The 12,417-nt window shown below is 56.0% G+C and carries 13 protein-coding genes; 11 read left to right on the forward strand and 2 right to left on the reverse strand.

Features of this window, described 5'->3' with window-relative positions; genetic code table 11:
* Nucleotides 1–50 precede the first annotated feature (50 nt).
* The 6 genes from pabC to ptsG all read left to right on the forward strand — a co-directional run bounded on the left by pabC (nucleotide 51) and on the right by ptsG (nucleotide 6,029).
* Nucleotides 51–866 carry an aminodeoxychorismate lyase gene (gene pabC / locus Q7C21_RS15675; RefSeq protein ID WP_008925933.1) on the forward strand — a complete coding sequence of 272 codons (816 nt, stop codon included), beginning with the start codon at nucleotides 51–53 and terminating at the stop codon, nucleotides 864–866.
* A complete protein-coding gene (gene yceG, locus Q7C21_RS15680; protein ID WP_003849861.1) occupies nucleotides 863–1,882 on the forward strand; it encodes a cell division protein YceG in 1,020 nt (339 codons plus the stop codon). The genes pabC and yceG overlap by 4 nt, the downstream gene beginning before the upstream one ends.
* A complete protein-coding gene (tmk, locus tag Q7C21_RS15685; protein ID WP_003849860.1) occupies nucleotides 1,872–2,504 on the forward strand; it encodes a dTMP kinase in 633 nt (210 codons plus the stop codon). The genes yceG and tmk overlap by 11 nt, the downstream gene beginning before the upstream one ends.
* Complete coding sequence (holB, locus tag Q7C21_RS15690) at nucleotides 2,504–3,493, forward strand: DNA polymerase III subunit delta' (protein ID WP_033743184.1); 990 nt, start codon at nucleotides 2,504–2,506, stop codon at nucleotides 3,491–3,493. The genes tmk and holB overlap by 1 nt, the downstream gene beginning before the upstream one ends.
* Nucleotides 3,494–3,511: 18 nt before the next feature.
* Nucleotides 3,512–4,303, forward strand: coding sequence for a metal-dependent hydrolase (locus tag Q7C21_RS15695; RefSeq protein ID WP_003849858.1), 792 nt, complete (start codon nucleotides 3,512–3,514; stop codon nucleotides 4,301–4,303).
* 289 nt (nucleotides 4,304–4,592) lie between these two features.
* Nucleotides 4,593–6,029, forward strand: a complete 1,437-nt coding sequence (gene ptsG, locus Q7C21_RS15700; protein ID WP_003849857.1) for a PTS glucose transporter subunit IIBC — start codon at nucleotides 4,593–4,595, stop codon at nucleotides 6,027–6,029.
* Nucleotides 6,030–6,081: 52 nt separating this feature from the next.
* On the opposite strand, the gene Q7C21_RS15705 is transcribed toward ptsG, so the two are convergent.
* Both Q7C21_RS15705 and Q7C21_RS15710 read right to left on the reverse strand, forming a co-directional pair.
* Nucleotides 6,082–7,221, reverse strand: a complete 1,140-nt coding sequence (locus Q7C21_RS15705) for a glycoside hydrolase family 105 protein (RefSeq protein ID WP_154926090.1) — start codon at nucleotides 7,219–7,221, stop codon at nucleotides 6,082–6,084.
* A 3-nt stretch (nucleotides 7,222–7,224) separates the two neighbouring features.
* Nucleotides 7,225–8,823 (reverse strand): MFS transporter, encoded by a 1,599-nt coding sequence (locus Q7C21_RS15710; protein ID WP_003849855.1) that lies wholly within the window; start codon nucleotides 8,821–8,823, stop codon nucleotides 7,225–7,227.
* A gap of 359 nt (nucleotides 8,824–9,182) precedes the next feature.
* Between Q7C21_RS15710 and hinT the strand changes: the two genes are divergently transcribed.
* From hinT to nagZ, 5 genes are read left to right on the forward strand one after another with little or no spacing between them, the layout of a single operon-like run.
* Nucleotides 9,183–9,533 carry a purine nucleoside phosphoramidase gene (gene hinT / locus Q7C21_RS15715; protein ID WP_003849854.1) on the forward strand — a complete coding sequence of 117 codons (351 nt, stop codon included), beginning with the start codon at nucleotides 9,183–9,185 and terminating at the stop codon, nucleotides 9,531–9,533.
* Between the two features lie 15 nt (nucleotides 9,534–9,548).
* Nucleotides 9,549–9,917, forward strand: coding sequence for a YcfL family protein (locus Q7C21_RS15720; RefSeq protein WP_003849853.1), 369 nt, complete (start codon nucleotides 9,549–9,551; stop codon nucleotides 9,915–9,917).
* 11 nt (nucleotides 9,918–9,928) lie between these two features.
* A complete protein-coding gene (lpoB, locus tag Q7C21_RS15725) occupies nucleotides 9,929–10,525 on the forward strand; it encodes a penicillin-binding protein activator LpoB (protein WP_003849852.1) in 597 nt (198 codons plus the stop codon).
* Nucleotides 10,526–10,541: 16 nt separating this feature from the next.
* Entirely contained in the window at nucleotides 10,542–11,324 is a 783-nt protein-coding gene (gene thiK / locus Q7C21_RS15730; protein ID WP_110411774.1) for a thiamine kinase, read from the forward strand.
* 39 nt (nucleotides 11,325–11,363) lie between these two features.
* A complete protein-coding gene (nagZ, locus tag Q7C21_RS15735; protein WP_375150868.1) occupies nucleotides 11,364–12,404 on the forward strand; it encodes a beta-N-acetylhexosaminidase in 1,041 nt (346 codons plus the stop codon).
* Nucleotides 12,405–12,417 lie beyond the last annotated feature (13 nt).

A 12,417-nucleotide genomic window follows, 5' to 3' on the forward strand; every position in this document is an offset into this window, starting at 1 on the left:
TTTATCCTGCAAAATGCGGTGAAATCAGAGGTCACGCTCAGGAGAGAACGATGTGGATTAACGGGTTCAGACAATCGACAGTGGCCGCCAGCGACCGCGCACTGCAGTTCGGCGATGGCTGTTTTACTACCGCCGCCGTGCGTCAGGGTAAAATTGTGATGCTGGAAAGCCATATTCAGCGCCTTAAAGAGGGCTGTGAGCGGTTATGGATCGCTGGCGTCGACTGGCATCAGCTTGAGACCGAGATGAAGCAGGCCGCTTATGAACAAACCCAGGCGGTGCTGAAAGTGATTATCAGCGCGGGCAGCGGCGGGCGGGGTTACAGCCGTCGCGGCTGTGGTGAACCTGTGCGAATCGTCTCTCTGACCGCCTGGCCACAACACTACACCGATATACAGCAGCGTGGTGCCCGACTCCGGCTTAGTCCGATTCGTCTGGCGCGAAACCCGCAATTTGCCGGTATCAAGCACCTGAACCGCGTGGAGCAGGTGATGATCCGGGCTCATCTTGACCAGACAGACGCCGACGAGGCGCTGGTGCTTGACACTGAAGGTTGGGTGGTGGAATGCTGTGCGGCCAATTTATTCTGGCGTCAGGGCACGCAGATTTTCACGCCCGATCTCTCGGCATCGGGTGTCGATGGCATTATGCGGCGGAGTCTTATGGCGCAACTTGCTGCCGCAGGTCAGGCTTGCCAGATAGTGAAAAGCGAACCGGCGCAACTGCTGGCCGCCGATGAAGTGGTGATATGTAACGCGCTGATGCCGGTTCTGCCGGTCCGACAGATAGAAGCGGTGCAGTTTACTGAGCGCTCGCTGTTTAAGCAGCTGCTGGCAAGCTGTGAACAAATAATGGATGCATCATGATTCGAAGTAAAAAGATTCTCGTCAGCCTGCTGGCAATCGTCGTTCTCGCAGCGGTGCTGAGTTACTGGCAGGTTAAGCAGTTTGCTGCCACCCCATTGACGCTGAAACAGGAAACGATTTATACGCTGCCTGCCGGCACGGGGCGGGTTGCGCTTGAAGCGCAGCTGGAAGAGCAGAAAATTATTCCCCACAGTATCTGGTTTGGTGCGCTGCTGCGTCTGGAGCCGGAACTGGCGACCTTTAAGGCGGGCACTTATCGCCTTGAGCCAACCATGACCGTACGCTCGCTGTTACAGCTGCTGGCCAGCGGCAAAGAGGCGCAATTCCCGGTGCGGTTCGTCGAAGGTCAGCGGCTCAAAGAGTGGCTGAGTGAACTGCGTAAAGCGCCCTACATCCGGCACACCCTGAAAGACGATCAGTTCGCCACCCTGGCCAGCGCACTCAAGGTGGAGCCTGAACAACTGGAAGGCAACTTCTTCCCGGATACCTATCTCTACACGGCGAACACCACCGATATGGCGCTGTTGCAGCGGGCGCATGATCGGATGAAAAAGACCATTGATGCGGTGTGGCAGGGACGGGCGGACAATCTGCCCTATAAAACGCCACAGGATATGGTGACGATGGCCTCCATCATTGAGAAAGAGACCGGTGTCAGCGAAGAGCGCGCACGTGTCGCCTCGGTGTTTATTAATCGCCTGCGCACGGGAATGCGGTTACAGACCGATCCCACCGTCATCTATGGCATGGGTGACAGTTATAACGGCACGCTGACCCGCAAAGATCTTGAAACCGCCAGCGCGTACAATACTTACACGATTAACGGGCTGCCGCCTGGCCCGATTGCCATGCCGGGCAAAGCGTCACTTCAGGCAGCAGCGCATCCTGAAAAAACGAACTATCTCTACTTCGTTGCAGACGGGAAGGGTGGACATACGTTCACCACCAACCTTGCCAGCCATAACAAAGCGGTGCAGATTTACCGGCAGACACTGAAGGAAAAAAATGAACAGTAAGTTTATCGTCATTGAAGGCCTGGAAGGCGCCGGAAAGACCACTGCGCGTGATGCTATTGTTGCCACGCTGCGCGCCCGGGGCATCAACGATCTGGTCTTTACCCGTGAACCGGGCGGCACGCCGCTGGCAGAACAGCTGCGGACACTGGTCAAGCAGGGGATTGAGGGTGAGCAGGTTACGGATAAAGCAGAGCTGCTGATGCTCTATGCAGCGCGCGTTCAGCTGGTGGAGACCGTCATCAAACCTGCGCTGGCTCGCGGTGCCTGGGTGATTGGCGATCGACACGATCTCTCTTCTCAGGCTTACCAGGGCGGCGGTCGGGGACTCGACAGTGAACTGATGCAGACGCTGCGTGATGCTGTCTTAGGCGATTTCCGTCCCGACCTGACGCTCTATCTGGATGTGACACCTGATATTGGTCTCCAGCGTGCCCGTGCACGTGGCGAGCTGGATCGTATTGAGCAGGAGTCATTGCGCTTCTTTGAGCGCACCCGCGCGCGCTATCTGACGCTGGCAGCAGACGATCCCACCATTCTTACCATTGATGCCACTCAGTCGCTGGAAGAAGTGACCGCGTCACTTAAAGCGACGCTGGATAGCTGGCTGGCGGAGCAGGCGTGATGAACTGGTATCCGTGGCTGAATCAGCCTTACCGTCAGGTGATCAGTCAGCACCAGGAAAATCGCGCGCACCATGCGCTGATGATCCAGGCGATGGCGGGCATGGGCGATGAGGCACTGGTCTGGGGAATGAGCCGCTGGCTGATGTGCCAGCAGCGGGATGGCCTGAAAAGTTGCGGAGAGTGCCACGGTTGTCAGCTGATGCAGGCCAACACCCATCCTGACTGGTATCGGCTTGAGGCAGAGAAGGGCAAAAGTACCCTGGGCATTGATGCGGTGCGTCAGGTGACGGAAAAGATGTATCACTTTGGTCAGCAGGGCGGCGCGAAAGTGGTCTGGCTGCCAGATGCTGCGCAGCTTTCGGAAGCCGCAGCTAACGCACTGCTGAAAACCCTTGAAGAGCCGCCTGCCAACAGCTGGTTCTTCCTCAGCAGCCGTGACCCCTCACGCCTTTTGGCCACGCTGCGCAGCCGCTGCATGACGCTTCATCTGACACCGCCGGACGAAGGACAAAGTCTGCTTTGGCTGAAGAAGCAATCCTCCCACGATGAACAGATGCTGCTGGCGGCGTTGCGCCTGGGCGCGGGCGCACCCGGTGCGGCACTGAGCCTGCTGGAGACCGGACCGTGGCAAGCCCGTCAGAAGCTCTGTGATGCGCTGCCCGCTGCGTTACAGCAGGACATCCTGCAACTGCTGCCTGCACTGAACGCGGACGACGCGGCCGCACGCATCGGCTGGCTGCTCTCGTTATTGCTGGATGCCATGAAATGGCAGCAAAATGCGGGACAATGGCTGAGTAATATTGATCGCCAGGATGTGGTGCAGCTCCTGGCCGGTTACTTTTCCGCCAGTGCGCTCAACAGCAGCACCCAGGCATGGATGCGCTGTCGTGAGCAGTTACTGCATGTGGCGTCAGTCAATCGCGAATTATTGCTGACCGATCAGCTCCTGAGCTGGGCGGACCTACAGAAGCCCACGCTGGTCGGCTAAACCTACCTGAGAGTAATTATGTTTATTGTTGATTCCCATTGCCATCTTGATGGCCTGGATTATGAAAAGCACCACCGTGACCTTGATGATGTGATCGCTAAAGCAGCAGCGCGTGATGTGAAATTTATGCTGGCTATTGCCACCACGCTGCCGGGTTTTCACACCCTGAAAAGTCTGGTTGGCGATCGAAAAAACATTGCGCTCTCCTGCGGCGTGCATCCGCTGAATCAGGAAGAGGCCTATGACGTTGAGGAGTTTCGCCGGCTCTCTGCCGATCCTCAGGTCGTGGCTCTGGGTGAAACCGGGCTGGATTATCACTATCAGCCAGAGACCAAAGATCAGCAGCAGCGCTCATTCCGGGAACATATCCGTACCGGCATCGCGCTGAATAAACCGATTATTGTTCATACCCGGGATGCACGCGAAGATACGCTGGCGATTTTGCGTGAAGAGCAGGTCGAGCGTTGTGGCGGCGTGCTGCATTGCTTCACCGAGGATCAGCCCACCGCCGCAAAGCTGCTGGATATGGGCTTTTACATCTCATTTTCCGGTATTGTCACCTTCCGCAATGCTGAACAGTTACGCGAAGCTGCGCGTTATGTGCCGCTGGACAGGATGCTGGTGGAAACGGATTCACCTTATCTGGCACCCGTGCCGTATCGCGGTAAAGAGAATCAGCCCGCTTATACGCGCGATGTTGCCGAATATCTGGCCGTATTAAAAGGCGTGGATATGGAAACGCTGGCCGCTGCCACCACTCAAAACTTTTCAACGCTGTTTCATATCCCCATGAGTAAGCTGGGCGGATAACCGTCTTTTATTTCACTCTCTGTAATTAATCTGCAACCTGCTTATATGACCCTGTCTATTCAGCCAGGGTCAGCTTTTTATCGTCGATTACTCGTGCGGATCAGTCAGAAATTTCGTAAAGTGCGCGGCTCTGTTTGTTGAAACGTGATAGCCGTCAAAGTAACAATTCGGGATTTATTTTACCCTTCGTAATAAATCAAAAGGCGGTCACCGCCAGCCCGGCAAAGAATCCTCCCTCTTTGCCACGCGCTCTGCGCAAATATGCACTCATACTCAGGAGCTTCACGCTATGTTCAAAAATGCTTTTGCCAACCTTCAAAAGGTCGGTAAATCGCTGATGCTGCCGGTATCGGTTCTGCCGATTGCCGGTATTTTGTTAGGGGTCGGTTCAGCCAATTTCAGCTGGTTACCAGCAGTGGTTTCCCATGTAATGGCAGAAGCGGGTGGATCGGTGTTCGCCAACATGCCACTGATTTTTGCTATCGGCGTGGCGCTGGGCTTTACTAACAACGACGGCGTTTCGGCACTGGCCGCCGTTGTCGCGTATGGCATCATGGTGAAAACCATGGCGGTCGTTGCACCGCTGGTGCTGCATCTGCCAGCGGCAGAGATCGAGGCGAAACACCTCGCCGATACCGGGGTGCTGGGCGGTATCATCGCCGGTTCCATCGCCGCTTACATGTTCAACCGCTTCTACCGCATCAAGCTGCCAGAATATCTGGGCTTCTTTGCCGGTAAACGCTTTGTGCCGATTATCTCTGGCCTGGCGGCGATTGTGCTGGGTGTGCTGCTCTCCTTTATCTGGCCACCCGTCGGTGCTGCGATTCAGGAGTTCTCACAGTGGGCGGCCTATCAGAACCCGGTTGTTGCCTTTGGTATCTACGGCGTTGTTGAGCGCGCGCTGGTGCCATTTGGTCTGCATCACATCTGGAACGTACCTTTCCAGATGCAGATTGGTGAATATACCAATGCGGCAGGTCAGGTATTCCACGGCGACATCCCACGTTACATGGCAGGTGACCCGACCGCAGGTAAACTCTCAGGTGGCTTCCTGTTCAAAATGTACGGTCTGCCAGCGGCCGCGATTGCTATCTGGCATTCAGCGAAACCTGAAAACCGTGCCAAAGTTGGCGGCATCATGATCTCAGCTGCGCTGACCTCATTCCTGACCGGTATCACCGAACCGATTGAATTCTCATTCATGTTCGTGGCGCCGATTCTGTATGTGATCCATGCGCTGCTGGCAGGTCTGGCCTTCCCAATCTGTATCCTGCTCGGAATGCGTGATGGCACCAGCTTCTCACACGGTCTGATCGACTTCATCGTGCTGAGCGGCAACAGCAGCAAAATCTGGCTGTTCCCGATTATCGGCATCATCTACGGCCTGGTTTACTACACCGTATTCCGCGTCCTGATTGCGAAACTGGATCTGAAAACGCCTGGCCGTGAAGAGAGCAGCAGCAGCGAGCAGTCTACCGCGACCGGAACGGAGATGGCGGGCAAACTGGTAGCTGCGTTTGGTGGTAAAGAGAACATCACCAACCTGGATGCCTGTATCACCCGTTTACGTGTCAGCGTTGCTGATGTAGCGAAAGTGGATCAGTCTGAGCTGAAAAACCTCGGCGCTCGTGGCGTGGTGGTTGCGGGTTCCGGTGTACAGGCAATTTTCGGAACCAAATCCGATAACCTGAAAACCGATATGGATGATTACATCCGCAGCATGTAATCATTAAGAGATGAAAAAGCCCCGCTAAGCGGGGCTTTTTTTTGGCCAGGACTCAGAGGTAAACACGCAGATACTCAGTCAGACAGAGCAGGGCCATCGCCTGACCGTACGGCATGGAGGTCAGGGGAACCGTGCGGTAGTAGTCCAGGTCACTGCCCATTGCAGTACCAAAAGAGACCTGCTTCAGCTCGCCATCTTCATCAATATTGGCAATTACGCCGTGCAGCGCTTTTTCTGCCACCTCTCGATACGCAGCGGGCAGATAACGCTTGCGCACCGCTTTCAGGATGCCATAGGCAAACCCGGCGGTGGCAGACGCTTCCGGATAGCTGTGCGGATCATCGAGCAGGGTGTGCCACAATCCGCTGCTGTGCTGACAGGCCTTCAACGCGTTGACCTGGCTCTCCAGCACCTGCTGCAGAAAGCGACGGGTCGCGTGATGTTCAGGCCAGTTCATCATCTCCAGGAAGTCGGGAATGACAATCGTCACCCAGCTGTTGCCGCGCGCCCAGCGCGCATTGGCGAAGTTATGGCGGCCATCAAAGTTCCAGCCGTGAAACCATAAGCCGGTTTCGCGATCCATCAGATACTGGGTATGCAGCAGAAACTGATAGCTCGCTTCTTCAACCCACTCAACGCGCTTCAGCAACTGACCAATTTTAGCCAGTGCCATTACGCTCATCATCAGCGTATCGTCCCAGAGCTGCTGGGTGTTCTCATTGTTATAGACAATATGCTGCAGGCCGCCCTGTTCAGTACGCGGCATCTCATACATGACCCATTCTGCCCAGCGCTCCAGCACCGGCACCCAGGCCGGGTTTCTGGTCTCTTCGTAACGATAAGCCAGCGTCAGAAAGGGGCACACGGTATTCACGTTTTTGGTCGGCGTGCCTTCCGCCAGACGCTGCGTAAACCACCTGTCAATGATGGCCAGCGTCTGCGCGTCACCGGTCTGCTGATAGTAGTGCAGCATGCCGTACAGGCCGATGCCGTGTGTCCACTCCCAGCCCGCCCAGCCTTTAGTATCAATCACCCGGCCATCGTCCAGCCGTAATAAAAATTCGCCTGTTTCATCCGTGATATTGACCAGATTCTGAGTCAGTTTCTGAATCAGCTGAACCAGTTCGCTGCGTGGCAGCAGATACTCAGGCTGGCACAATAACTTGCTGTGTTTAACGGGAAATACAGTCATGGTTTATTCCTGTCGTTTTAAGGTGGTGTTTAAAGAAGGGGTTAATACGGGATGTGCGGTAAGTTTTTCCGGCGCGGGCTTGTTGCGATTAAGGAAGCCAATGTTGTTATTACCCCACAGATTCTCGTAAGGCATGCCTGCCAGCGTTTCGACAATGCTCCGTGCTTCCGGGGTGAGACTTTCCGGCACGATACGGCCTGCCTCGCGCATCTTCAGCGTCTCCTGGCGCAGCACGGTGTGCGTCTGCAAATTCAGTTTAAAACGCAGTGAGACAATAAAGCCGCAGGTCAGCACGGCCACCGTGCCGATGCTGAGAATCGCCAGAATAGTGTGGCTGACGCCCGGCGCCTGCGTGGCCTGGCCAGAGACAAAGCCGGAGAGCTGCAGCACGATGCCCACCAGCATGACGGCACCCGCCTGGGACGCTTTACGCGTCAGGGTCATGATGCCGGCAAATATCCCTTCACGGCGCTGACCGGTGATCACCTCATCCACATCGGCGATATAGGTGTAGGTGTTCCACGGCACATAGTTGATGCCGCCACGCCCCAGGCCTGCGACGGCAGAGATCACCAGCAGCAGAGACATGTTGTCGTTCATTCCGGTATACCAAAGACCGGCATAGGAGAGCGCGGCGAGGCCAAAGAGTATGGCGACCAGACGATAGGCAGGGGCCGGTCCCATACGGATACAGAGCGGGATCATCACCATCACAGCAATAAACTGCAAGACTGCCATTGTGCCCATCAGGCTGGAGGCAACCTGTGCACTCTGCATCAGCACAAACACCACGTACCATGTAAAGACGGCGTTAAACACATCCTGAGCAATATAGCCGCCGAGATACATGCCAAGGTGTTGCCGGAAGATACGGATACGTAAGGTTGAGGCCAGTTCGACATAGAGCCGTTTAAGACTCTGCATCAGCGTCAGCTGCTGCTTTTCCTGCTCCGCACGGCGTGATTCGGCAGAAAAGTCATCGGGGTGACGTTCCCAGGTAAAGCACCACACCAGCGTCAGTACCAGCGCGCAAATTACTGAGAACACCAGGCTGGCATAGAAAAAGGAGAGGGGATTTTCTTTGCCCAGCATGCTCAGCAAAATACCGGGTAAGAATGCGGCCAGTATCGCTGATAATTGTGCCAGACCAATTCGCGCCCCGGAAAAGCGGGTCTTCTGTTTAAAGTCGTCGGTCATTTCCGGCACCAGCGTTTCATAAGGCACCAGAATCATGGTGTAGACGATATCAAACAGCAGGTAAGTGCAGAGATACCACCAGAAACTCATGTCGCTAACCCACATCAGGCTATAACTGAAGACACAGGGTATGCCGAGCAGGATAAAGAATTTCCGGCGGCCAAAACGTTTGCCCAGCCAGGTTGAACCGAAGTTGTCGGTAAGGAAGCCCATCAGCGGGCTGACCACGGCGTCCAGCACGCGAGCGGCGGCGAAAATCAGCGTGGCCTGAATGGGGGTTAATCCACAAAAGGTCGTGTAAAAATAGAGTAACCAGGCGGCAGTCAGCGCCGTTGTGCCTGCTCCGAGAAAATCGCCAGATCCATAGGCCAGATAGTGGCCAGGACCAATTTTACGTGAGCGCATGTGTGAGGCTCCTTAATGTTATGGGGCAATTTGACCGGGTGACGCCAGACATCTCCCCCGGACTGATTAGCAAAGTAGAGCTGACGCGGCGGTTAAACCTTCGCAATCTGGCAACCAAAAGCGTTGAAGTGGCAATCAGGCAAAGAAAAGGGGGGCATAATTCTAATTTATAAAACAGCGTTTCATTTTTATGTGATGGCGGCTGCTTTATGGGTATTCATACTGGGGTTTCAGGCAGGGGAATGAGGGGCTGCTGCAAAGGCACGCGAACAATGCAAGAAAAGTGGTACTGAGGTTGAAAGAAAACAAATTTCTCCCGCATACTGATTGATTACGACTCAGGCTAAAGGAATTGCACCATGGCTGAAGAAACCATTTTTAGTAAAATTATCCGCCGCGAAATCCCCGCTGATGTGGTTTACCAGGACGAGCTGGTCACGGCCTTCCGTGATATTTCGCCTAAAGCACCGACGCATATTTTAATCGTGCCGAATGTGCTGATCCCCACGGTCAACGAGGTGGAAGCCGCGCACGAGCACGCGCTGGGACGCATGTTTACCACCGCGGCGAAAATCGCCCGCCAGGAAGGTATCGACCAAAATGGTTATCGTCTGATTGTGAACTGCAATCAACATGGTGGTCAGGAGGTTTATCACATTCATATGCATCTGCTGGGCGGCGAACCGCTGGGTCCGATGCTCTCTAACTGATAACGGAAACGTGCTATGCGATCCTGGCTGACTGGCCTGCCGATCCTGCTCTGCCTGACGGCTTGCAGCAGTGATAAACCGATGATCAATACGTCACAGTCACTGGTGATGGAGTCCTCTGTGCTGTCGGCAGGGATTATTACCGATGAGCCGACGCTGGATGAGAACGATGGACTCAAACGTGCCACCAGCGTGCTCTATAATCAGCGCGAAACACCGGTCGTTGTGCACTACCGTTATTACTGGTATGACGACAAAGGGCTGGAAATCACCCCGCAGGAACCGGCGCAGACCGTCACCGTTCCGGCGCAGGGCAGCATAGTCGCCGCCTCGCAAATGGGTAACCTGACTGCCAGTAAGGTTCGTCTTTATCTCTATCTTTAAGGATTTTCATCGTGATACGCAGTTTTAATCGTACCGGAACGCTTCTGATGGCGCTCATTCTGACCGGCTGTGTTGTGAAACAGCAGCAGCAGCCTGCACCGGTTGAACCGACCCAGCCCGCTGAGCCAACCCAGCCCGTTCCGCAACCTGAACCGGTACCGCAACCGCAGCCTGTGCCGCAGCCGCCAAAACTGGTGACTATCAACTGGGATGCCACCGTTCAGCCGCTGGTGGCGCAGATGTTACAGGCCGCCAGCGCCGAGCCTGGCAGCGTGCTGCTGGTCGATCGGATCAAAAACAGCACCAATGGCTCGCTGCAAAGCGACAAAGCCACGGCAGCAATCCAGAATGCGCTGAATAATAACGGTAAATTCACCCTCGTCTCTGCAGATCAACTGGCACAGGCCAAGCAGACGCTGGGATTATCGCCGGATGACAGCCTGAACTCGCGCAGTAAAGCCATTGGCCTGGCGCGTAACCTCAACGCACAGTATGTGCTCTACAGTAACGCGCGTGGCGATGTTAAAACACCGACCCTGCAGATGCAGCTGATGCTGGTTCAGACCGGCGAGATCATCTGGTCCGGCAACGGCATTGCTCAGAATTAATCCGGCATTCCAGCGGATCATTGAACAGGTCACGGGCGAACCAGACAAAGCATTGATTATGCCGCTGGCCGGTCTGACCGGACACAGCCAGAAGATTGTCAGCCCGTCCGGCACCTTTATCGTTCGGGCGACACCGCAACCGGCTATTCCCTTTGTGGACCGGCAGCGAGAATTCCGACTGTTACGAAAGTTGAGAACCACGGGGCTGGCGCCGCAGCCCGTAGCGTCACATCGTCAGGGAATTATCCTGACCTGGTGCGCGGGCGAGGCGCTGGATGCACAACGCTTCGGCGAGCAACGTCCGCAGATCGTGGCCCTTCTGAAGCAACTGCACCAGCAGCCGCTGACCGGCTATCAACTGTCGATGTTATCGCTACTGTGGGATTACTGGCAGCTTACACCTCAGCGGCATCATCGCTGGCTGCGAGCGCTCAGGCGCCTGACGCAGCAGGGTGAGCCCCGGCCGCTGAGGCTGGCACCGCTGCACATGGATCTGCATGCCGGTAATGTCATACAAGGTCCCGAAGGCCTGCGTCTGATTGACTGGGAATATGCCGCCGATGGCGACGTGGCGCTGGAACTGGCGGCCGTCTGTGCCAGCGATCCGCAGCACGATGCCGAATGGCTGGCAGAGTATGCAGCGGCGATGCAGCTGCCGCTTCCCGCGCTGGTGCAGCAGGTCAGACGCTGGCAACCCTGGCTGCGCTTGCTGATGGCCAGCTGGTATCAGCTGCGTGCCAGTCAGAGTGAAAACGAAACATTACACCAGCTGGCCCGACAGAGCTGGGAACAGATTTAATCGCGTTATGCAGCTGCATAACGCCACAGGATTCAGGTTATGAGAACACATTTACCCGGCCCGCTGATGCTTGACGTTGAGGGCTATGAACTGGATGGCGAAGAGCGCGACATCCTGAAGCATCCGCTGGTCGGCGGCTTAATTTTATTTGCCCGAAATTATCACGACCCGGCTCAGCTGGCAGAGCTGGTGCGGCAGATCCGCGCGGCCTCTCACTCCCGGCTGGTGGTTGCGGTGGACCAGGAGGGCGGTCGCGTTCAGCGTTTCCGTGACGGCTTTACTCAACTGCCCGCGATGCAATCCTTCGCCGCGCTTCACGATGCAGACACCGCAGGTGAGATGGCGCAGCAGGCGGGCTGGCAGATGGCGGCCGAAATGATCGCGATGGATATCGATATCAGCTTTGCGCCGGTGCTCGACATTGGTCATATCAGCGCTGCCATCGGCGACCGCTCTTTCCACGCCAATCCGGCCATTGCTCTTGCTGTTGCCCGCCGCTTTATTGCGGGGATGCACGAGGCAGGCATGAAGACCACAGGTAAACATTTCCCGGGGCATGGTGCGGTCAGCGCCGATTCGCATAAAGAGACGCCACGGGATCCGCGCGAAGAAAAAACGCTGCGTGAGCATGACATGGCGATCTTCAGCAAGCTGATCACCGAGCAGGCGCTGGATGCCATCATGCCTGCTCACGTCATCTACACCGACGTTGATCCGCTGCCCGCCAGCGGCTCGCCATACTGGCTGAAAACCGTGTTGCGCGAGCAACTGGGCTTTAATGGCGTGATTTTCTCCGACGATTTGTCGATGGAGGGCGCCGCCGTGATGGGAAGCTATTCTGAGCGGGCGCAGCAGTCCCTTTCTGCCGGTTGCGACATGATTCTGGTCTGCAATCAGCGCCAGGGAGCCATCAGTGTGCTGGATAACCTGATCCCGGTCGGGTCAGAGCGCATGACGCAGCTGTATCATCAGGGCAGGTTTACCCGCGGTGAGCTGCAGGCTACGCATCGCTGGAAAACCAATGCCCAGCAACTGAGTGCGCTTCAGGAACGCTGGCTGGCTCACAAGGCGTCGTGGTAAGCAGTGACTGCCC

The organism is Pantoea sp. ANP04 (assembly GCF_041982285.1).
In the GTDB taxonomy this organism is placed as follows: domain Bacteria; phylum Pseudomonadota; class Gammaproteobacteria; order Enterobacterales; family Enterobacteriaceae; genus Pantoea; species Pantoea eucalypti.